We start from the raw sequence: 21,751 nt of genomic DNA, 5'->3' as shown, positions 1-21,751 counted from the left end.
CTTTTGCGCTTTCGCGCGTTTCTACTTTACCAGTAGTTTTGCGAGAGAATTTCGGTGAAGAATTTCTCTTGCTGGGGTACCAGGACTCGAACCTAGACTAAGGGAACCAGAAACCCTCGTGCTGCCAATTACACCATACCCCACCGTAACTCCACCCCCCTCAGGGGGTCTTGTCCGGCTTGCGCCCTCCGCTCCGGCCTCTCGGCCCTCTCGGGCGGCGCAGGAAGAACATTACCCGAAGGAGGACGGGGCGCCAAAATCGATAGACGCTCCCGCACAGACGCCGCGGGGCCCGGCAGCTCCGGGAGGGGCTGCCGGGCCCCGTGCGGGCCGTGCGTCAGGCGGCGATCACGCGGTGAGCTTCGCCAGCGCCGCGTCCACGCGGGCGAGCGTGCGCTCGCGCCCCAGGATCTCCAGGGACTCGAACAGCGGCAGGCCGACCGTGCGGCCGGTGACGGCGACGCGGACCGGCGCCTGGGCCTTGCCGAGCTTCAGGCCGTGCTCCTCGCCGGCGGCGACGACGGCGGCCTTGACGGCCTCGGCGTTCCACTCGGCGTCGGCCAGCTTGGCGCGGGCCGTGCGCAGCAGGGCGTCCGAGCCCTCCTTCATCGCCTTGGCCCAGGACGCCTCGTCCTCGGCCGGCTCGTCGAGGAAGAGGAAGTCGACGTTGGCGGTGATGTCGGACAGGACCGTGAGGCGGGTCTGGGCGTGGGGCGCGATGGCCTCCCAGGCGGCCCGGTCGAAGGCCTCCGGCGCCCAGGGGGCGTGGGGCGCCCGCAGCCAGGGCTCGCAGGCCTCGGCGAACGCCTTCACGTCCAGCTGCCGGATGTGGTCGGCGTTGATCGCCTCGGCCTTCTTGAGGTCGAAGCGGGCCGGGTTGGCGTTGACGTCCTTGATGTCGAAGGCCGCGACCATCTCGTCCATCGAGAAGATGTCCTGGTCGGCGGAGAGCGACCAGCCCAGCAGCGAGAGGTAGTTGAGCAGGCCCGCCGGGAGGAAGCCGCGCTCCCGGTAGAGGTTGAGGGAGGCCTGCGGGTCGCGCTTGGAGAGCTTCTTGTTGCCCTCGCCCATCACGTACGGCAGGTGGCCGAACTCCGGGACGGTCTTGGCGACGCCCAGCTCGATCAGCGCCTTGTAGAGGGCGATCTGCCGGGGCGTGGAAGAGAGCAGGTCCTCGCCGCGCAGGACGTGGGTGATCTCCATCAGCGCGTCGTCGACGGGGTTGACCAGCGTGTAGAGCGGCGCGCCGTTGGCCCGGACGATGCCGTAGTCCGGCACGTTCTCCGGGGTGAAGGTCAGCTCGCCGCGGACGAGGTCGGTGAAGGTGATGGCCTCGTCGGGCATCCGGAAGCGCACGATGGAGGCGCGGCCCTCGGCCTCGTACGCCGCCTGCTGCTCGGGCGTGACGACGCGGCACTTGCCGTCGTAGCCGGAGGGGCGGCCGGCGGCGCGGGCGGCCTCGCGGCGCTCGTCGAGCTCCTCGGCGGTGCAGTAGCAGCGGTACGCGTAGCCGCCGTCCAGGAGCTTCTGCGCGACGTCCTTGTAGATGTCCATGCGCTGCGACTGGCGGTACGGCGCGTGGGGGCCGCCGATCTCGGGGCCCTCGTCCCAGTCGAAGCCCAGCCAGCGCATCGAGTCGAGGAGCTGCTCGTACGACTCCTCGGAGTCGCGCGCCGCGTCGGTGTCCTCGATGCGGAAGACCAGGGTGCCGCCGTGGTGGCGGGCGAACGCCCAGTTGAAGAGGGCGGTGCGGACCAGGCCCACGTGGGGGTTGCCGGTCGGGGAGGGACAGAAACGTACGCGGACGTTCGCGTTAGCCACGCTTGATCACCTTGTTGGTGAGAGTGCCGATGCCTTCGATGGTGACGGCGACCTCGTCGCCGACGTTGAGCGGTCCGACTCCGGCCGGGGTGCCCGTGAGGACGACGTCGCCGGGGAGCAGCGTCATCGCCTCGGTGATGTGGACGATCAGGTCCTCGATGGAGCGCACCATGTCGGCCGTGCGGCCCAGCTGACGCTGTTCGCCGTTGACCGTGCACATGATCCCGAGGTCACTCGGGTCCAGCTCGGTCTCGATCCAGGGGCCGAGCGGGCAGGAGGTGTCGAAGCCCTTGGCGCGGGCCCACTGCTTCTCGCGCTGCTGGGCGTCGCGCGCGGTGACGTCGTTGGCGCAGGTGTAGCCGAGGATGACGTCCTTGACGCGCTCGCGCGGGACCTCGCGGCACATGCGGCCGATGACGACGGCCAGCTCGGCCTCGTGGTGCAGCTCGCTGGAGAAGGAGGGGTACTCGATGGCGGCGCCGGGGCCGATCACCGAGGTGGAGGGCTTGAGGAAGGCCACGGGGAGGTCGCCGACCTCGTTGCCGAGCTCGGCGGCGTGCTCCGCGTAGTTGCGGCCGATGGCCACGACCTTGCTGGGCAGGACGGGCGGGAGCAGCCGGACCTTGTCCAGCGGGACCTTCGTCCCGGAGCGCTCGAAGTCGCCGTAGGGGATGCCCTTGATGATGTCGAGGACGGGGCCGCCTTCTGTGGCGGCATCCCCCTCCACGACGCCGTAGCCGACGTTGCCGTCGATGGAGAACCTGGCGATGCGCACGGGAAGCTTTTGCCCCTATCTGATCCGGCCGGAGTCTGAGACCCCAGGCTATCGCGGGGGCCGCCGGGTCACCCGTGCGCGCCGGGTCCGGCCGCGGAGGCGGTCCCGCCGCGGAGGGCGGGTCCGGAGCCGGGCCGGGACGGGCCGGGGCCGCCGCCCCGGCCCCCGAGCGGGCTCAGTCCTGCGGGAGGACGATGACGGGGGCCGTCATCAGCACGGTGCGGCGCGGGTTCGCGGTGACCTGCGGGAGCTCGGTGGCGTGGGCGACGGCCTCGGCGATCCGCAGAGAGGCGCTGTCGTCGAGGTGGACGAGCGTCGTGCGACGCGGGTTGGCGGTCTTGCGGTTCGCCTTCGGGGTCGCATTCCGGGACGTCAGCTTCGTCGTCGTGGTCATCACTTACTGCCTCGCGGTGTCGTGGTGCGCTGGTCGTTCTCGCGGCCTGTGTAAAGGACCAGGCTAGGCGCGCCTATCCCCACGCGTCCGCGAGTGAAGTCCTCAGCTGCTTGTGAGTTTGCTCACGAGTACGCCGAAATATGCCGCAAACCGGACGGCGGTTCAGCGCTCGCGAAACGGACATTGCAGGCCTGAACCTGACGTTCCGCTCCTGATCATGGAATCTGGGACACCCGACGAGCCTCCTCGCCGACCCTGCGATCTGTCCGAATAAGCCCCTTATAAAGGCCCTGGTCCTCTACGCCCCGTGACGAATTCCGGCACTGAGCGTGATGCCGGAGCCGGTGCGGTGCACCGGCCTTGTTGGAGATCTGCCACTGTGCTGGAATTCCACGGACCGCCAGGGGGCAACCGCGGTCCCCCCACGACTCGACACCGTCCCGCCTTCTACCGGCGGGGCGCCTGGTCCAGAGGTTGCGACGCTAGTGCAGGGACGTTTCAAGAGGGATGGCAGCGCTGCGGCGGAGCCGGAGCCGCGCGGTGCGACCGACCGCGGCCCGTCCGCCGAGGGGCAGGCCGGCGACGGATCCGCCGACCGGCCGCAGGCCACGTCAAAGGCGAAGGCCAAGGCGAACAAGGCCAAGCTGCCGAGCGGGCCGGGCTCACGAATAGCCCTGCGCAACTGGCGCATTAGTACCCGCCTCGTCTCCCTGCTGGCCCTGCCGGTCGTCGCCGCGACGACGCTGGGTGGTCTGCGGATCAACGACGCGCTCACCAACGTCGACCAGCTCGACCACATGAAGCTCCTCACGGACATGACCGGCAAGGCGACCCAGCTCGCCAACGCGCTCCAGGAGGAGCGCGACCGGTCCGCCGGCCCGATGATGGACGGCAACCCCGGCGACGACGCCGTGACCGCGTCGCGGGAGAAGACCAACCAGGCCATCGACGCCTTCAACGGGACCACCCGGGGCGTGAAGCCGACCGACCCGACGATGGTCGGCGTGCAGACCACCCTGGTCGACATCACCCGGCAGCTGAACAAGATCAAGCAGGTCCGGGACGACTCGTTCAAGCCGAGCCAGAGCGACTACATCGCCCGGTCGGTCAACAACTACGACGGCCTGATCAACGCCCTGCTGTCGCTGTCCCAGGACATGGCCCAGGCGACCAGCAACGCCGATATGATCACCAGCACGCGTGCCCTGGCGACGTTCTCCGCCGCCAAGGAGTACGCGTCGATCCAGCGCGCCGTCATCAGCGCCGCCCTCGCCAACAAGAAGGGCCCGTACCTCTCGCAGAACGACCAGCAGTACGGTCGCGAGGCGTACGACGCGGAGAACGAGGCGATCCGCCGCTTCACCGCCATCCGCGGCGGCGACTCCCAGCAGCTGCTCCAGGCGATCAACGGCGGCAACCCGGACATCACGACCGCCAAGACCTACACCGACCGCGTCTTCACCAAGGCCGACGGCATCAAGAACGAGCCGAAGTCCTACAAGGACTGGTACGACCAGGCCTCGGTCAAGCTCGGCGAGATGTCCAAGATCGAGCAGACCCTGCTCTCCCAGATGGAGCAGAAGGCCCTCGAGCTGCGTGACGAAGCCCAGCAGGAGGCCATCCTCAACGGTGTCCTGATCATCCTCGTCCTCGGCATCTCGCTCGTCGGCGCCTTCGTCGTGGCCCGCTCCATGGTGCGCTCGCTGCGCCGCCTTCAGGACACCGCCCAGCGAGTCGCCCAGGACCGTCTGCCCGAGCTCGTCAAGCAGCTCTCCGAGACCGACCCGCAGGACGTCGACACGTCCGTGGAGTCCGTCGGCGTGCACAGCCTCGACGAGATCGGCAAGGTGGCCGCGGCCTTCGACGACGTGCACCGCGAGGCCGTCCGCCTCGCCGCCGAGCAGGCCCTTCTGCGGGGCAACGTCAACGCGATGTTCACCAACCTCTCGCGCCGGAGCCAGGGCCTCATCCAGCGTCAGCTCTCGCTCATCTCCGAGCTCGAGAGCCGCGAGGCCGACCCGGACCAGCTGTCCTCGCTGTTCAAGCTCGACCACCTCGCGACCCGCATGCGCCGTAACGGCGAAAACCTCCTCGTCCTCGCGGGTGAGGAGCCGGGCCGCCGGTGGACCCGCCCCGTGCCGCTCGTCGACGTGCTCCGCGCCGCCGCGTCCGAGGTGGAGCAGTACGAGCGCATCGAGCTGAGCGGCGTGCCGCCGACCGAGGTCGCCGGCCGCGTTGTCAACGACCTCGTGCACCTCCTCGCCGAGCTGCTGGAGAACGCGACGTCGTTCTCCTCCCCGCAGACCAAGGTCAAGGTCACCGGCCACGCCCTGCCCGACGGGCGGGTGCTGGTCGAGATCCACGACACCGGCATCGGTCTCTCCCAGGAGGACCTCGCCTCCATCAACGAGCGGCTCGCCAGCCCGCCGACCGTGGACGTCTCGGTCTCGCGGCGCATGGGTCTGTTCGTGGTCGGCCGCCTGTCCCTGCGACACGGCATCCGCATCCAGCTCCGGCCGTCCGACTCGGGCGGTACGACCGCGCTCGTCATGCTGCCGGTCGACGTCGCCCAGGGCGGCAAGAAGCCGATGCCCGGCGCCGTGCCCCCGGCCGGCGGCAACGGTGCGCCCGGCGCCCCGGGCGGCAACCCCGGCCTCGCGGCTCCCGCCCCGCGCCGGCAGGTGCCGGCCGCGGGCGGCCAGCAGCGCCCCGCGCTGCCCCCGCGCCAGGGTGCGCCCGACGGCGGCCTGCCCGCGCGTCCCGCCCCGGCGCCCGGTGGCGCCAACCCCGCCGCGGGCAGCCTCTTCGACACCACGCCGCGCGGCGGTGCGGGCCAGGCGCCCGCCCAGGGTGCCGGCGGCCGCCCCGCGCTGCCGACCCGTGGCAACGGCGGCCCCGCCGCGGTGCCGCCGCCCGCGCCTCAGGCGGGCACGCCTCAGGCGGGCAAGGGCCGCCGCAAGCAGCAGCCCGCGCAGCCGAACCAGCAGGGCGGCCGCCCCGGTCAGCCGGGCCAGAACGGTCAGAACGGCCAGTCCGGTCGCGGCAACGGCGCCGGCGAGCTTCCGGCCCGTCAGGCCCCGAGCTGGGGCAGCGAGCAGTCCTCCGGCGCGCCCAAGGCGCCCCAGGCGCCGAAGCCCGCCGCCCCCGTGGACGACTGGCCGGTCGCCGGCAACAACTCCTCGCGCTCCGCGCAGGACACGCCGCGCGGTCACGAGGACGTCGAGCGCACGGGGCAGTTCCCCGCGCCTCAGGCCTCGCCCCGTGCGGCCCTGCCGAGCGCCGGTCCCGGCGACACCGCCGAGTTCCCGGCGATCGGTGCGGGTCCGGACGCGTCCGGCGGCACGGGGCAGTTCGAGCGCCCCCGCCCCGTCGACGCCCCGAACAGCACGTCGGGCCAGTTCGCCCGCCCCATGCAGGGCGACACGCCCAGCAGCACGTCCGGCCAGTACGAGCGCCCCGCCCTCGGCGAGGCACCGAACAGCACGTCCGGTCAGTACGCCCGCCCCATGCAGGGCGACACGCCCAGCAGCACCTCGGGCCAGTACGACCGCCCCGCCCTCGGCGAGGCACCGAACAGCACGTCGGGCCAGTTCGCCCGCCCCGTACAGGGCGACACGCCGAACAGCACCTCCGGCCAGTACGCCCAGCCGGAAGCCGATGACGACCCGCTGACCAGCACCACCGGTCAGTTCGCCCGTCCGGCGCTGCGTGAGGCCGGGCACAGCTCGCCGCTGTTCGAGGAGCTGGAGTCCAACTGGTTCCGGGGCACCGCCGAGGACCAGGCCGCCGCGCCGGAGCAGTCCGCGCAGGCCCCGTCCACGGACAGCCTTCCGAAGCGTCAGCCGAGCCGGTCCCTCCAGGACCCGGAGCGCGGTCCGCTCGGCGACGTGCCGCGGGCCCCGCAGGCGGGCCGGCCGGTCCGCCCCTCGCAGGCCCGCCCCGTCCCGCAGACCCGCCAGGCCCCGCAGGCGCCCCAGGCCCAGCAGCCCGCGGCCGACAACTGGCGCCAGTCCCCCAACGACGAGCGCTGGCGCCGGGCCGAGCAGGTCCGCGAGCCCGCCTCGGGCGGCACCACCGCCTCCGGCCTGCCGCGCCGCGTGCCGCGCGCGAACCTCGTCGACGGCACTGCGGAAACGCAGGCGGTCCCGCAGGTCGGCCCGCAGGTCTCGCGTGCGCCCGACGACGTGCGCGGCCGTCTGACCAACCTCCGCCGGGGCATCCAGCAGGGGCGTCAGGCCGGCAACACCTCGACCACGGGCAACCACAACGTTGACCCCACCTACCAGCAGGAGCGTTAGTTGAGTCCGATGAGCCAGGCGGCGCAGAACCTGAACTGGTTGATCACCAGTTTCGTGGAGAACACCCCAGGGGTGTCCCACACCGTCGTGGTCTCCGCCGACGGACTCCTTCTGGCGATGTCCGAAGGTTTCCCGAGGGACCGCGCCGACCAGCTGGCGGCCGTGGCCTCCGGCCTGACGTCGCTGACCGCCGGAGCCTCCCGCATCTTCGAGGGCGGCCCCGTCAACCAGACCGTAGTGGAGATGGAGCGCGGCTTCCTCTTCATCATGTCCGTCTCCGACGGTTCTTCGCTGGCCGTGCTGGCGCACCCCGAGTGCGACATCGGCCTCGTCGGCTACGAGATGGCCCTCCTCGTCGACCGCGCGGGCAACGTCCTCACCCCGGACCTCCGCGCCGAGCTCCAGGGCAGTCTGCTGAACTGACCGATGTTTACCGCCGATCCCGTCCGACCGTACGGCCGAAAACCCCCCACCGGCCCGCGCCCGACGGCATTATTGCCAGTCCTGCTGTCCCGTCCGGAGGATTCATGACCCCGCCCGCCTCGCCCGGCCCGTACGGCGCCTCTCATCATGCGCCGTACGGGAGTGAAGGCGAAGAGCCGCTGATCCGCCCCTACGCCATGACGGGCGGCCGCACCCGGCCGCGCTACCAGCTCGCCATCGAGGCGCTGGTCAGCTCCACGGCCGACCCGGCCGTGCTCGGGACCCTGCTCCCCGAGCACCAGCGCATCTGCCACCTGTGCCGCGAGGTCAAGTCGGTCGCCGAGGTCTCGGCCCTGCTGAACATGCCGCTCGGCGTGGCGCGCATTCTCGTCGCGGACCTGGCGGAGGCCGGCATGGTGGCGATCCACCAGCCGGGCGGCAGCGGAGAGTCCGGCGGGACGCCGGACGTGACACTGCTCGAAAGGGTTCTCAGTGGACTTCGGAAGCTCTAGCGGGGGGATGGGTGGTGGCGGCACGGGCCGCTCCACCACCTCCGCGAAGATCGTGGTGGCGGGCGGCTTCGGCGTGGGCAAGACCACGTTCGTCGGCGCGGTCTCGGAAATCAGTCCGCTGCGCACCGAAGCCGTCATGACCTCCGCCTCGGCGGGGATCGACGATCTGAGCCACGTTCAGGACAAGACCACGACGACCGTGGCGATGGATTTCGGCCGTATCACCCTCGATGACGACCTGATCCTCTATCTGTTCGGTACGCCGGGCCAGGACCGTTTCTGGTTCATGTGGGACGACCTGGTCCGCGGTGCCATCGGCGCCGTGGTGCTCGTCGACACCCGCCGTCTCGCCGACTGCTTCCCCGCGGTTGACTACTTCGAGAACAGCGGCCTGCCCTTCGTCATCGCCCTCAACGGCTTCGACGGGCACCAGCCCTACGCTCCCGAGGAGGTCCGCGAGGCGCTCCAGATCGGGCCGGACACGCCGATCATCACGACCGACGCCCGCCACCGCAACGAGGCGAAGAGCGCTCTGATCACTTTGGTCGAGCACGCCCTGATGGCCCGGCTGAAGTAGCTCTTCGGTGGCTGTTCGTCAGAAACTTCCGGCACGTCACGCGTCACGTACATTGCCCCTTGCGGCACTGCCGCGAGGCTGTGGCATTGGACACGACCCGGCCCGGAGTTCATAACGTTTCGACAGAGAATCGGCCGGACGCGGCAACAGACCGCGTTCGGCCGGTTTCACTCTGCGCACATGTCGCCCGCCATTTGGCGCCGCTCGCTCTTAATGCCCGTTTTATGTCGGGCAAATCGAGTGGCCTGGCGGGAGCCCCCGCTGTTTGGAATGCGCACCCCCGACGTGCTGGAATTCCAGGAACTGAGCAGTAACGGCTCAGTTCGAAAAACGGCACACACCCCGGGTGCCGACGCCGAGAGGTTTTGGTCGAGTGACGCGCAGAAAGACGGGCGCCGCACAGCAGACGCAGGACGGGCGAGGCAACTTCACCCCGCCGTCACGCGCAGCGGTGCCGCCTTCGGCTTCCCCTGCTTCCAGCGTGCCCGAGACCCCGGCTCCCGCCGCGGGCTCCGGCGGCCGGTTCTCACCCCGCAACTGGCGGGTGCCCGTCCGGCTGAACGCGATCCTGCTCATCCCCGTGATCGTGGCCCTCGTCTTCGGCGGCCTCGACATCAAGGGATCGGTCGACACCTGGGAGGAGGCGAAGGACGCCGCGAACACCGCGCGAGTGGTGCGGGCCGCGGCCACCTACGCCCACGCGGTGATCGACGAGCGCGACCTGACGGCCAAGCCGCTCCTCACGGGTGACCGCGAGAACCCGGTCATCAAGAAGACCCAGGACGCGACGGACGCCGCCCGCGCGGAGTTCGACAAGACCGTCAAGAACATGCCGGACACCGCGTCGCTGCGCCGCCGCATGCAGCTCTTCCGTGAGGCGGAGCGCAACCTGCCGGAGCTGCGCAAGAACGCGTACACGGCGAAGCTGGGCGGCGTGAAGACCGAGGACGGCTACGGCGCGATCCAGCGTCCCCTCATGGCCTTCGCCAACGAGCTGGGCACCGGTCTGGGCAGCGACAGCGTCGCCTCGTACGGCCGCATGGTCTACGCCGTCTCGCTGGCCAAGGCCGCCGAGTCGCTCCAGCGCTCCATCGGCGTCCACCTGCTCGTCCAGAACAACGCGGACCCGAAGGAGCAGCAGCTCCAGCGGACGTCGTTCTCCTCCTACTACTTCCTCGAGTACATCGCCCGCGCCGAGTACGACGCGAGCGGCACCGAGGACGACATCAGCCGGCTCAACGACGCCATCGCCACCAAGGCGAAGTCGTCGGAGCAGGAGAAGATCGCCGGCGCCATCATGGCCGGCAAGACGCCGAAGCAGCTGGAGACCGCGGGCATCACGGCCGACGGCTGGCTGGACGCCTCCACGGCGAAGTTCGACGCGTACCGCTCGGTCGAGACGTACCTGACCGACAAGGCGGTGGACGAGGCCGAGAAGATCTCCTCCGACGCCCAGCGCGACGCGATCGTCAACTCCTCGATCATGATCGTGGCCCTGCTGCTCGCGTTCTTCGTGGCCGGCATGATGGCCCGCTCCATGAGCCGCAACATGCGCCACCTGCGGCGCGCCGCCTTCGACGTGGCCGAGCAGCGCCTGCCGGCCCTGGTCGACCAGCTGTCGCGGACCGACCCGGGCCGGGTCGACACCCGCGTCCAGCCGATCCCGATCACCACCCGGGACGAGATCGGCGAGGTCGCCCGCGCCTTCGACCAGGTCCACCGCGAGGCCGTCCGGCTCGCCGCCGAGCAGGCCCTGCTCCGTGGCAACGTCAACGCGATCTTCACCAACCTCTCGCGCCGCAACCAGAGCCTCATCGAGGGTCAGCTGACCCTGATCACCGAGCTCGAGGAGCACGAGGCGGACCCGGACCAGCTGGAGAACCTCTTCCGCCTGGACCACCTGGCCACCCGTATGCGCCGCAACGGCGAGAACCTCCTGGTCCTCGCCGGCGAGGAGCCCGGCCGCAGCTGGGACCAGCCGGTCCCGCTGGTGGACGTGCTGCGCGCCGCCTCCTCCGAGGTGGAGGCCTACGAGCGCATCGAGCTCTCGGGCGTCCCGGAGGCGGACATCCACGGCCTCGCCGTGACCGACCTCGTCCACCTGCTGGCCGAGCTCCTGGAGAACGCCACCACGTTCTCCTCCCCGCACACCAAGGTGCGCGTCACCGCGACGCGGCTGCCCGACGGCCGCGTGATGGTCGAGATCCACGACAAGGGCATCGGCCTGACCGCCGAGGACTTCGCGGACATCAACCACAAGCTGGCCAACCCGCCGACCGTGGACGCCGCGATCTCCCAGCGCATGGGCCTGTTCGTGGTCGGCCGCCTGGCAGGGCGGCACGGCATCCGGGTCCAGCTGCGCCCCTCGGGCGAGCAGGCCGGCACGACCTCGCTGGTCATGCTGCCGGACCGGATCACCCACGGTGGCGGCGGCGAGGACGAGCAGTCCCCCGACAGCTTCACGGTCTCGCAGATGGTCCCGGAGCAGCCGCAGCAGCCGCAGGCCGGTCAGGCGCCCGCCATGGGCCGCATGCGGACCGCGGCGGAGCTGGGCTTCGACGACTCCCGCTACGAGCAGCAGGGCGGCACGGCGAGCCCCGCGCTGGACCCGGTGAACCGTTCGCGGCTCCGCGAGGAGCGGCGCGCGGCGCTGGAGGCCGCGGCGGACAACCGCCCGCTGTTCCGCGACGAGGTGCCCCAGCAGCAGCACGAGCAGCAGCCCTACGAGCAGCAGCAGTCGCAGTTCGACCAGCAGCAGCCGTACGAGCAGCAGGGCCACCAGCACACCGAGCAGTTCCCGGCGATCGGCGACCAGCCGTACGAGGAGTCGTACGACCGCTCGTACGAGCAGCAGCAGCCGCAGCACGGCTACCAGGACTCCGGTTACCCGGAGCAGGAGTACGCCGAGCAGGGCTACGCGGACTCCGGTTACCCGCAGCAGCAGTCGTACGGGGAGACCACCGGTCAGACCCGGAGCGACGTCTGGCAGCAGCCTGGTACGTACCAGGACGGCGTACAGCAGGGTTACGGTGCGGATTCGGAATCACTGCCGCCCGCTGACACGGCGCAGCCCGAGCGCGTAGAGTTCGACCGTCCGGGCCCCGCTTCGAGCGGCTCCCACTCGCTGACCGGGTCCGGTCTGCCGCGCCGCGCGACGCAGTGGCAGCAGTCCGAGTCTGTCGAAGAGGCCGCGGGGGCCGGCGAACCGGAGCAGCCCCGGCAGGACGTCCCACAGCAGCCTCACGAGGGTGACAACCCCGACTGGCGATCGGAGAACGACGAGCGCTGGCAGCGTGCCGAGCAGCTCCGGGATCCGAAGGCCGGCGGAGTGACCCCTTCCGGACTGCCCCGCCGAGTGCCCAAGGCCAATCTGATCGAGGGCAAGGCGGCGCAGACGCCGCAGGGCGGACCCCAGATATCCCGTGCCCCTGAGGACGTACGCGGCCGGCTGAGCAATCTCCGCCGCGGCGTCCAGCAGGGGCGCACCGTGGGGGCCGACAGCGGTTCGGCCACCACTTCGCAGCATGAGCAACACGACCAGGGCTTCGGCCCCGGCGGCACCTACGATCAGGAGCGTTAGTGTGAGCCCGATGAGCCAGGCGGCGCAGAACCTGAACTGGTTGATCACCAGTTTCGTGGAGAACACCCCAGGGGTGTCCCACACCGTCGTGGTCTCCGCCGACGGACTCCTTCTGGCGATGTCCGAAGGTTTCCCGAGGGACCGCGCCGACCAGCTGGCGGCGGTCGCCTCCGGCCTGACGTCGCTGACCGCCGGAGCCTCCCGCATCTTCGAAGGCGGCGCCGTCAACCAGACCGTAGTGGAGATGGAGCGCGGCTTCCTCTTCATCATGTCCATCTCCGACGGTTCTTCGCTGGCCGTGCTGGCGCACCCCGAGTGCGACATCGGCCTCGTCGGCTACGAGATGGCCCTCCTCGTCGACCGCGCGGGCAACGTCCTCACCCCGGACCTCCGCGCCGAACTGCAGGGGAGCCTTCTCAACTAGCAAAGAGGCAGTGCGTTTCGCGCCACCGCGCCATAGGGTGCGGTGGCGCGACCAGCAGCAGACAGCACGTTGAGGAGGAGACGTGGCAACGCCCCCCGGCGGTTACCCGTATGGCAATGATCAGCAGGCTCAGCCTCCGCTGAACCGCTTCAACTTCCCCTCCGCACCCAGTCCGCGTGCGCAGGCGGAGCCATCACGGCCGCCGCAAGTACCACAGACGTCCCAGCATCGCAGGGCGTCGCAGTCCCCCTCCGGGGGCAAGCGGAACAACCCGCTGGTCCGCCCCTACGCGATGACCGGCGGCCGGACCCGGCCGCGGTACCAGCTCGCCATCGAGGCGCTGGTGCACACCACGGCCCAGCCGGCCCAGCTTCACGGGCAGTTGCCGGAACACCAGCGCATCTGCCACCTGTGCACCGAGATCAAGTCGGTCGCCGAGATCTCGGCGCTCCTCACCATTCCCCTCGGCGTCGCCCGAATCCTCGTCGCCGACTTGGCGGAGGCCGGGCTCGTCGCCATCCATCAGCCCGGCGGCGACGAGTCCGCCGGCGGCCAGCCTGACGTGACACTGCTCGAAAGGGTGCTCAGTGGACTTCGGAACCTCTAGCGGCGAGGCAGCCCGCTCCACCACCTCCGCGAAGATCGTGGTGGCAGGCGGTTTCGGCGTGGGCAAGACCACGTTCGTCGGTGCGGTCTCGGAGATCAACCCGCTGCGGACCGAAGCCGTGATGACGTCCGCCTCGGCGGGCATCGACGACCTCACCCACGCGCCGGACAAGACCACGACGACCGTGGCCATGGACTTCGGCCGTATCACCCTGGACCAGGACCTGATCCTGTACCTGTTCGGTACCCCGGGCCAGGACCGTTTCTGGTTCATGTGGGACGACCTGGTCCGCGGTGCCATCGGCGCCGTGGTGCTCGTCGACACCCGCCGTCTCGCCGACTGCTTCCCCGCGGTCGACTACTTCGAGAACAGCGGCCTGCCCTTCGTCATCGCCCTCAACGGCTTCGACGGGCACCAGCCCTACACGCCGGACGAGGTCCGCGAGGCGCTCCAGATCGGCCCCGACGCGCCGATCATCACGACCGACGCCCGCCACCGCAACGAGGCGAAGAGCGCCCTGATCACCCTGGTCGAGCACGCCCTGATGGCGCGCCTGCGGTGAGGCCCCGGCCGCACCGACGCCGGCCCCATCGACGCAGAAAGGTCCCCGCGCTCCTGGTGGAGTGTGCGGGGACCTTCTGCGTTGCGGAGAGCCTCCGCGTTGCGGGGACCTTCTGCGTTGCCGGGGCCGCATGAGGCGGTGCGGGGCGGCGGCATGAGGCCATGCGAGAAGGGCCCGGGGCGATGCCCCGGGCCCTTCTCGCTATGCCGGTTCTCAGCCCTGCCAGCTGTGCGGCGCCCGGAAGCCCGGCGAGCGCTCCAGGCGGCGCCAGGCGGCCGTGGTGCGGCGGGGGCGGGGCGGTGCCGCGTCGTTGCCGGCGGCGGCACGGGCGAGGAGGACGGCGGTGACGGCCGCGACCTCTTCGGCGTCGGCCGTGCCCTTCTCCACGCGGACGAGCGTGTCGGTCATGCGTTTCTCCCTTACTGGGGCGGGTTGCCGTGCTTGCGGGAGGGCAGGTCGGCGTGCTTCGAGGCGAGCATCGCCAGGGCGCGGATCAGCACCTGACGGGTCTCGACCGGGTCGATCACGTCGTCGATCAGCCCGCGCTCCGCGGCGTAGTACGGGTGCATCAGCTCGGCCTTGTACTCCTTGACCATCCGCGCCCGCATGGCCTCGGGGTCGTCGGCCTCGGCGATCTGCTTGCGGAAGATCACGTTGGCCGCGCCCTCGGCGCCCATCACGGCAATCTCGTTCGTCGGCCACGCGTAGGTCAGGTCCGCGCCGATCGACTGGGAGTCCATGACGATGTACGCGCCGCCGTAGGCCTTGCGCAGGATCACCGAGATGCGCGGCACCGTCGCGTTGCAGTACGCGTACAGCAGCTTCGCGCCGTGGCGGATGATCCCGCCGTGCTCCTGGTCGACGCCGGGAAGGAAGCCCGGGACGTCCAGAAGAGTGATGATCGGAATATTGAAAGCGTCGCACATCTGGATGAAGCGCGCAGCCTTTTCGCTCGCCTCGATGTCGAGCACGCCGGCCAGCGACTGCGGCTGGTTGGCGACGATGCCGACGACCTGGCCGTCCAGGCGGCCCAGGGAGCAGATGATGTTGGTGGCCCAGCGCTCGTGGACCTCGAGGTGCTCGCCGTCGTCGACGATCTCCTCGATGACCTTGCGCATGTCGTACGGGCGGTTGCCGTCGGCGGGCACCAGGTCGAGCAGGGCCTCGCCCAGCCGGTCCGCCGGGTCCTCGCTCGCGACGCGCGGCGGGTTCTCCCGGTTGTTCTGCGGCAGGAGCGAGAGGAGGTAGCGCACCTCCTCCAGGCACGTCTCCTCGTCGTCGTAGGCGAAGTGCGCGACGCCCGAGGTCTCCGCGTGCACGTCGGCGCCGCCGAGGCCGTTCTGGGTGATCTCCTCGCCGGTGACGGCGCGGACGACGTCGGGGCCGGTGATGAACATCTGCGAGGTCTCGCGGACCATGAACACGAAGTCCGTCAGCGCCGGCGAGTAGGCCGCGCCGCCCGCGCACGGGCCGAGCATCACGGAGATCTGCGGGATGACACCCGAGGCCTTGGTGTTGCGCTGGAAGATGCCGCCGTAACCGGCCAGCGCCGAGACGCCCTCCTGGATACGGGCACCCGCGCCGTCGTTCAGCGACACCAGCGGCGCACCCGCCGCGATCGCCATGTCCATGATCTTGTGGATCTTCGTGGCGTGGGCCTCGCCCAGCGCACCACCGAAGATACGGAAGTCATGCGCGTACACGAACACCGTCCGCCCGTGCACGGTGCCCCAGCCCGTGATCACACCATCGGTGTACGGCTTCTTGCTCTCCAGGCCGAAGCCGGAGGCGCGGTGCCGGCGGAGCGGCTCCACCTCCGAGAAGGACCCCTCGTCCAGCAGGAGGTCGATTCGCTCGCGGGCCGTCAGCTTCCCCTTGGCCTTCTGGGCCTGGGTCGCCCGCTCGCTCGGACCTCGCCGAACCTGCTCGCGAATGGCGTGCAGCTCGGCGACGCGCCCACGGACGTCACTCGCCTCTACGGGCGCACCTTCGAGATTGCTCATGCATAGACGGTACGTGGCGGGACCGTCCGAAACTCATGTCGTTTCCATACAACGTCATGTGCGTTTTGGTGGGCAGGCGTCACAGAGGGGTGCAGCGGCCCGGAGCGGGGGTCCCCCCGATCGAGGGGTGCTTATGTGGAGGTCCCACAAAACTCTTGCCCTCGGCCCGTAGGCAAGTGAACTTGACGCGCGTCAGGCCCCGAACGGCCTCACGCCCGGTCATGCCAGGGCTACGGAGCAGCGGTGCGGGGCGCAGGCGGTGCCGGGGGCGACGCGGAGCCGGAGGCTGTCGCCTGTCGACAGGATGCGGACGGTGGGGTCGTGGGCGGTGACGCGGCGCACGGGGCGGTTCCAGGTGATCTCGAAGGGGGCACCGGTGCGGGGCGGTTCGGCCATATGGAGGGTAGCGGTGCGGCCGTGGTCGCGGACGAGCACGGCGGCGGGGGCCGTCGAGGTGAGGGGGCCGGCGGTGCCGGGGGTCCAGAAGGCGGCGGCGGTGAGGCCGAGGGAGGGCAGGTGGGCGGCCTGGCAGCGGGCGGTGTTGGCGAGGAGGCGGAGCCAGGTGGCGTCGTCGGCGCGGGCGGCCAGGGCGCGGGGCCCCGCGCCGGGCATGAGGAGGTAGGCGTAGGCGGCGTCCTCGGGGTCGGTGCCGTGGGGGTGCCAGAGGGTGAGGTAGCGCCGCGTGAGGCGGTCGGGGGCGCCGCCGGTGTTGATGTCGCGCCAGGAGCCGGTGCGGGCCTCGCGCAGGGCGTGGAGCGGGGAGGTGCCGCCGGGGACGCCGGGGAGGCATGCGGGAAAGACGTAGCCCCCGTGGCCTTCGAGGTGGATCCAGCGGGCGGCTTCGTAGCGGGCGCTCCAGCCGTCGGTGAGGGGCTGCGGGGCGCCGTCGACGAGGAGGGCGGGGGCCCCGTGCGGGCCGAGGTTGCGGTGGTCGACGGTGGTCACGACGGGGTGTCCGTCGCGCGCGGTGATGCCGGCGCCGAGGCAGACGACGGCGTCCGCGGTGCAGATCCAGGCCTTGCGGGCCTCCAGGGTGGAGGAGAGCCCTTTGAGGTGCTGGCCGACGAGGGCGTACTCGCCGTCGGTCACGCCGCCGGCCCAGCGCGCGGCGGGCCGGGGCTCGCCCCATGCGCCGCCCTCGTTGGCGGCGAGCGGCTTGGCGGAGGCGGTGGTGCCGGGCAGCCGGTAGGGGTCGGCGGTGGGCCAGAAGGCGTCGGTGTAGGGGGCGCCGGCGCCCGCGCGCCACCAGTAGAGCATTCCGGCGCCGGTGTGCCAGCCGCGCGGGTTCTCGCCGTTGCCGTTCTCGTAGTGGGCGATGCGGTCGGAGGCCATGGCGATGTTGGCCGTCCACCCGGGGCGGCGGTGCACGGCGCGGTCCATGGCGGGGAAGAGGCGGTGCCCCACGGGGGCGGGCGCGGGGGCCTCGTGCGCGGCGCAGGCGGCGGCGAGCCGGGCGAGGTCGGCGATGGGGAGGGAGGGGTCGGTGAGCAGCGGGAGGGTGGTGTCGCGGGCGGCCCAGCCCTTGATCATGGCGTGCCAGCGGGTGCGTTCGGCGGGGGTCGCGCTGGTGGCGAGGAGGGCGATGGCGGCGATGAGGGCGTGGCCGCGCTGGTGGTCGCTCTGCGGCGGCGTGCCGGGGTCCGCGGCCTGGAGGCCGCGGCTGACGGCGCGGCCGGAGACGCTGTCCATGACGAGCCCGTCGTGGACGAGCGGCGCGTACGCGTTCTCGACGCTGTCGTAGGCGGTCCGCCGGGCGGGGTCGGTGATCTCCCAGGGGGAGCCGTGGAGCAGGGCGAGGAGCCGGCCGAGCCCGTCGAGCAGCACCTGTCCGTAGGTGCCGGAGTAGGCGACGTGGGTGTGCTGGACGAAGGAGCCGTCGGTGTAGAGGCCGTCGCCGCGGGTGACGTAGGGGAAGACGGGCGAGAGGGCGTCGCGGGCGAGGGCGGTCTTGGCGGCGGAGGCGCCGAGGACGCCGCGGAGGGCGACGACGCGGCACAGGTCGACGCGGTTGGCGCCGGTGCTGGTGCCGGTGTAGTCGCCGAGCGCCGTGTCGGGGACGAAGTGGTCGACGGCGGCGAGGTACGCGGTGCGCCGTGCGGCGCCGGCTTCGCCGTGGAGGAGCACGAGGCTGTCGAGGAGGAGCCTGGGGCTGCCGATCTGCCATTCCCACCAGTTGCCGTAGGGGGTGGTGGCGGGGTGGTAGGCGCGGGCGTGCACGTGGTCGAGGCCGGCGAGGGTGTCGGCGGCGAGGGCGGGGTCGCCGGTGAGCCCCGTGCCGGGCCGGGCCCAGGCCTGGGCCATGGTGTGCAGGCGGGCGTAGCTGCGGGTGATGCCGGAGGGCGGGTCGAAGGGGGCGTCCGGCCAGAGCGAGCCGGGGCCCGGGGCGAGGGCGGCGCGGTAGGCGCGGGCGAGGTCTCCGGTGCGGCGCAGGGCGGTCGCGTACGGCTCGGCGGCGGGGTCGAAGCCGGTGCCGAGCATGAGGCCGCGCCAGCGGTCGCGGAGGGCGGCGAACGCGTCGTCCTCGCCGCTTCCGTCGCCGCTGCCGGGTGGGGCCGTGGTGAAGCCGAGGCTGCCGGCGACGGAGGCGGCGAGGAACCCTCTGCGGGTCCAGGCGGGCGGGCGGGGAGCAGCGGGACCGGACGGCACGGCGGGGCCTCCCCGGGGGCGCGGTGCGGACGGTGCCGGAGGCACACGGTGGCACGGGGCGGGAAGGCGGGGCAATGACACGGGGCGGTGCCGGCCCGGAGTCGGCCGGAAATTCACCCCCGCTAGATGTTGAATGTTTAACGAGTGCGCGCTACGGTACTTCTCAGCATCAAGTTGAATATTCAACGATCTTCAACTCGACACCCCACCCAGCCACAGGGAGCACACCATGGGCCTCTTCAGCCGCAAGCAGAGCACCACCCCGGCCGCCGTCCCCGCCCCGCGCGCCGTCGACCCCGCGCTCGCCGCCCTCACCGGCGACTACACCATCGACCCCGCCCACAGCAGCATCGGCTTCACCGTCCGCCACGCCATGGTGACCAACGTCAAGGGCGCCTTCCTCGAGCACGAGGGCACCCTGCGCCTGGACGGCACCGACCCGTCCCGCTCCACCGCCGCCATCGACGTCCGCATCCCGAGCGTGGACACCGGCATGAAGGACCGCGACGCCCACCTGCGCGGCGAGGACTTCTTCGACGCCGAGCGCTTCCCGCTGATGACCTTCCGCTCCACCGCCGCCGAGCAGCTCGGCGGGGACCGCTACCGCATCACCGGCGACCTCACCATCAAGGACGTCACCCGCCCGCTCGCCATCGACCTGGAGTTCAACGGCTCGGCCACCGACGCCTACGGCATGGAGCGCGTCGGCTTCGAGGGCGGCGCCGAGATCCTGCGCTCCGACTGGGGCCTGACCTGGAACGCCGCCCTGGAGGCCGGCGGGGTCATGGTCAGCGACAAGGTGAAGCTGACCTTCGACATCTCCGCGGTCAAGGCCGCGCCCCAGGCCTGAGCCCCGTGCGGTGTCAGCGGCCGAGGCGCAGGAGACGGTCTGCGATCTCCGCGCCCCGGTCCGCACCCGCGCTCAGCGCGATGTGATTGTCGGGCCGTACGAGCACCAGGGCGTCCTCGCCCTCCCCGATCCCGTAAGCGCGCCGGGCGTGCCCCGTGGGGTCGTCGACGAGGCACGTGCGCAGGCGGTCCGCGCACTTCTCGCCCGCCTCCGCCAGAGCCTGCGCGCTCCCCCGGCCGAAACCCAGCAGCGTGAAGTGCGGCCCGGCGAAGACGTCGAAGAGCCGGCCGTCGCCGCAGGGGCCGTCGGGGGCCCGTTCGCCCGCCTTCGCCCCACCCCATGCGAGCGAGCTCCAGCTGTAGCCCACGCCCAGCGTGGTGACGTCGTCCGTGACCACCGCCTCCGTGCCGACGCCCGCCTGCTTCACGCCCTCGGTCACCGCGCGCAGCCGCTCCTCGGTGAGGCCGAGCGTCCAGGCGGCGACGGGCAGCCGCTCCTCCTCGTAGGTGTCCAGCAGGCCGGGAGAAGCCAGGCCGCGCACCACGTACGCGAGTTTCCAGCCGAGATTGAAGGCGTCCTGGATGCCGGTGTTCATGCCCAGCCCGCCCGCGATGGAGTGGACGTGCGCCGCGTCCCCGGCGAGGAGGACCCGCCCCGTGCGGAAGCGGTCGGCCATCCGGACGTTGATGCGGTAGACGGAGAACCAGGTGGGGTCGGACAGCCTGATGTCCGTCCGCCGGGAGCAGCGGTCGACGAGCCGCTGGAAGGACTCCAGGGACGGCGGCAGGGCGCGCCCGTCCGCGTCACGCTCGGGCATGCCCTGGAGCTGCCAGTGGGTGCTGCCGCGGAACGGGCAGAGCATGACCGCGGCGTCCTCGTCGAACCACTGGTGCCAGTAGGCGGGGTCGAGCCCGTCGACGCGGACGTCGCCGATCACCATGCACTCCTCGGTGTCGGTGCGGCCCTCGAAGGTCACGTCGAGCGCCTTGCGCACGGGGCTGCGGCCGCCGTCGCAGCCCACCAGGTACGCGGCCTTGATGCGCCGCCCGTCGGCGAGCGTCGCGACGACGCCGTCCGCGCCCTGGGTGAACCCGGTGAGTTCGCGGCCGAACTCCGGCTCCACGCCGTACCGGGCGAGCGTGCGGCGCAGGACCTCCTCCGTGCGCCACTGGGGGATGAGCAGCCCGCTGGCGTACGGGGTGTCGGGCGTGGGGGTGCGGTCGCCGAAGGCGACGGTGTCGGCGATGGCGACGCCGTCGCGGTACTTGCGCAGGGTGACGCGCTCAGTGCCCCATGCCGCGGCCTCCGCGCCCGCGCCGAGGTCGTCGAAGAGCTCGCGGCTGCGCTGGTTGAGGCCCTTACCGCGGGAGGCGCGGTGGGGCTCCGGGGACTTGTCGATGATCCGTACGGCCGCTCCGGCGCGGGCGAGGGTGCAGGCGAGCGTGAGTCCGGTGGGGCCGGCGCCCACGATCAGGACGTCGGTGGCGGTCGTCGCTTCGGCAGTGGCGGTGGTCGTCGTCATGGGCTCATGAAAGACCGCCTCGACGTAAAATGCAACCGAGTAACAAAAGTTTCTGAGTAACGCTCATTCTTGCTAGGGTGGCCTTGTGACCGAGGAGACGACCGGGCTGCGGGAGCTCAAGAAGCAGCGCACGCGGCAGACGCTGTCCGAGACCGCCATCGCGCTCTTCCTGGAGCGCGGCTTCGACCAGGTGTCGGTGGCCGAGGTGGCCGCGGCCGCGGAGGTGTCGAAGCCGACGCTGTTCCGCTACTTCCCCGCCAAGGAGGACCTGGTCCTCGATCGCATCGCCGACCACCAGGGGGAGGCGGCGCGCGTCGTGCGCGGGCGGGCCCCGGGCGAGTCGCCCCTGGCCGCGCTCCGCGCCCACTTCCACGCCCGGCTCGACGCCCGCGACCCCGTCACCGGCCTGTGCGATGTGCCCGCCGTGCTGGCCTTCCGGGACATGGTCTACTCGACGCCGAGCCTGCAAGGCCGCCTCATGCGCTACGCCGCCGAGGACGAACGGGCCCTGGCCGAGGCCCTGGCGGAGACGGGCGCGGACGAGGCGGCGGCGCGGCTGGCGGCGGCACAGATCATCGCCGTCCACCACGTCCTCGCGCGGGACAACTGGCAGCGCCTGGCGTCCGGTCCCGTCACCGCCGCCGTCCTGGACGCGGCCCACGCCGGCGCCGAGCTGGCGTACGAGCTGCTCGGCGCCGGACTGGCGGCCCGGGGACTCTGAACCCCGCTCAGACCGCCTCAGGCGCCGCCTCGTGCG

The 21,751-nt window shown here is 71.5% G+C and carries 17 protein-coding genes and 1 tRNA gene; 10 read left to right on the top strand and 8 right to left on the bottom strand.

All coding sequences use genetic code 11. The features are described from left to right. Window positions 1–71 precede the first annotated feature (71 nt). From D7231_RS06175 to D7231_RS06160, 4 genes are all read right to left on the bottom strand, one after another. A tRNA-Gln gene (locus D7231_RS06175) sits at window positions 72–143 on the bottom strand. Window positions 144–348: 205 nt separating this feature from the next. Then, window positions 349–1,821: a glutamate--tRNA ligase gene (gltX, locus tag D7231_RS06170; protein WP_120753888.1), complete on the bottom strand. Its 1,473-nt coding sequence runs from the start codon at window positions 1,819–1,821 to the stop codon at window positions 349–351. Then, window positions 1,814–2,596: a fumarylacetoacetate hydrolase family protein gene (locus D7231_RS06165; protein WP_120753887.1), complete on the bottom strand. Its 783-nt coding sequence runs from the start codon at window positions 2,594–2,596 to the stop codon at window positions 1,814–1,816. The genes gltX and D7231_RS06165 overlap by 8 nt, the downstream gene beginning before the upstream one ends. A gap of 175 nt (window positions 2,597–2,771) precedes the next feature. Beyond that, window positions 2,772–2,990, bottom strand: coding sequence for a hypothetical protein (locus tag D7231_RS06160; RefSeq protein WP_120753886.1), 219 nt, complete (start codon window positions 2,988–2,990; stop codon window positions 2,772–2,774). A 485-nt stretch (window positions 2,991–3,475) separates the two neighbouring features. Here D7231_RS06160 and D7231_RS06155 point away from each other — a divergent pair, with 485 nt between their 5' ends. The 8 genes from D7231_RS06155 (at window position 3,476) to D7231_RS06120 (ending at window position 13,973) form a co-directional block, all read left to right on the top strand. Then, entirely contained in the window at window positions 3,476–7,288 is a 3,813-nt protein-coding gene (locus D7231_RS06155; protein WP_199739309.1) for a nitrate- and nitrite sensing domain-containing protein, read from the top strand. Window positions 7,289–7,297: 9 nt separating this feature from the next. Continuing rightward, window positions 7,298–7,711 (top strand): roadblock/LC7 domain-containing protein, encoded by a 414-nt coding sequence (locus D7231_RS06150; RefSeq protein ID WP_190022198.1) that lies wholly within the window; start codon window positions 7,298–7,300, stop codon window positions 7,709–7,711. A gap of 104 nt (window positions 7,712–7,815) precedes the next feature. Continuing rightward, window positions 7,816–8,223 carry a DUF742 domain-containing protein gene (locus D7231_RS06145; protein ID WP_030370003.1) on the top strand — a complete coding sequence of 136 codons (408 nt, stop codon included), beginning with the start codon at window positions 7,816–7,818 and terminating at the stop codon, window positions 8,221–8,223. Continuing rightward, on the top strand, window positions 8,204–8,800 hold the full coding sequence (locus tag D7231_RS06140; RefSeq protein WP_120753884.1) for a GTP-binding protein: 597 nt from the start codon (window positions 8,204–8,206) through the stop codon (window positions 8,798–8,800). Before D7231_RS06145 ends, D7231_RS06140 begins: the two co-directional genes overlap by 20 nt. A 373-nt stretch (window positions 8,801–9,173) precedes the next feature. Then, entirely contained in the window at window positions 9,174–12,380 is a 3,207-nt protein-coding gene (locus tag D7231_RS06135) for a nitrate- and nitrite sensing domain-containing protein (protein ID WP_120753883.1), read from the top strand. A 1-nt stretch (window position 12,381) separates the two neighbouring features. Further along, complete coding sequence (locus tag D7231_RS06130; protein ID WP_049717348.1) at window positions 12,382–12,804, top strand: roadblock/LC7 domain-containing protein; 423 nt, start codon at window positions 12,382–12,384, stop codon at window positions 12,802–12,804. Window positions 12,805–12,886: 82 nt separating this feature from the next. Then, a complete protein-coding gene (locus D7231_RS06125) occupies window positions 12,887–13,411 on the top strand; it encodes a DUF742 domain-containing protein (protein ID WP_120753882.1) in 525 nt (174 codons plus the stop codon). Continuing rightward, a complete protein-coding gene (locus tag D7231_RS06120; protein WP_049717346.1) occupies window positions 13,392–13,973 on the top strand; it encodes a GTP-binding protein in 582 nt (193 codons plus the stop codon). The genes D7231_RS06125 and D7231_RS06120 overlap by 20 nt, the downstream gene beginning before the upstream one ends. A gap of 213 nt (window positions 13,974–14,186) precedes the next feature. On the opposite strand, the gene D7231_RS06115 is transcribed toward D7231_RS06120, so the two are convergent. The 3 genes from D7231_RS06115 to D7231_RS06105 all read right to left on the bottom strand — a co-directional run bounded on the left by D7231_RS06115 (window position 14,187) and on the right by D7231_RS06105 (window position 18,622). Then, window positions 14,187–14,381, bottom strand: a complete 195-nt coding sequence (locus D7231_RS06115; RefSeq protein WP_120753881.1) for an acyl-CoA carboxylase subunit epsilon — start codon at window positions 14,379–14,381, stop codon at window positions 14,187–14,189. Between the two features lie 11 nt (window positions 14,382–14,392). Then, entirely contained in the window at window positions 14,393–15,976 is a 1,584-nt protein-coding gene (locus D7231_RS06110; RefSeq protein WP_120753880.1) for an acyl-CoA carboxylase subunit beta, read from the bottom strand. Between the two features lie 219 nt (window positions 15,977–16,195). Then, entirely contained in the window at window positions 16,196–18,622 is a 2,427-nt protein-coding gene (locus D7231_RS06105) for a polysaccharide lyase 8 family protein (protein ID WP_199739308.1), read from the bottom strand. 229 nt (window positions 18,623–18,851) lie between these two features. On the opposite strand from D7231_RS06105, the gene D7231_RS06100 reads away from it, so the two are divergent. After that, window positions 18,852–19,472, top strand: a complete 621-nt coding sequence (locus tag D7231_RS06100; RefSeq protein WP_120753879.1) for a YceI family protein — start codon at window positions 18,852–18,854, stop codon at window positions 19,470–19,472. Between the two features lie 13 nt (window positions 19,473–19,485). Here D7231_RS06100 and D7231_RS06095 read toward each other — a convergent pair whose 3' ends face one another. Then, the gene (locus tag D7231_RS06095) at window positions 19,486–20,994 is read right to left on the bottom strand and encodes an FAD-dependent monooxygenase (protein ID WP_120753878.1); all 1,509 of its coding nucleotides are present in this window, start codon (window positions 20,992–20,994) and stop codon (window positions 19,486–19,488) included. Window positions 20,995–21,079: 85 nt separating this feature from the next. Here D7231_RS06095 and D7231_RS06090 point away from each other — a divergent pair, with 85 nt between their 5' ends. Further along, window positions 21,080–21,715 carry a TetR/AcrR family transcriptional regulator gene (locus D7231_RS06090; RefSeq protein WP_120753877.1) on the top strand — a complete coding sequence of 212 codons (636 nt, stop codon included), beginning with the start codon at window positions 21,080–21,082 and terminating at the stop codon, window positions 21,713–21,715. The last annotated feature ends 36 nt before the right edge of the window (window positions 21,716–21,751 follow it).

It is taken from the genome of Streptomyces klenkii, assembly GCF_003626645.1.
Lineage (GTDB): Bacteria > Actinomycetota > Actinomycetes > Streptomycetales > Streptomycetaceae > Streptomyces > Streptomyces klenkii.
Note: the sequence above shows the minus strand (reverse complement) of the source record. Positions and strands in the feature narration are given on the sequence as shown.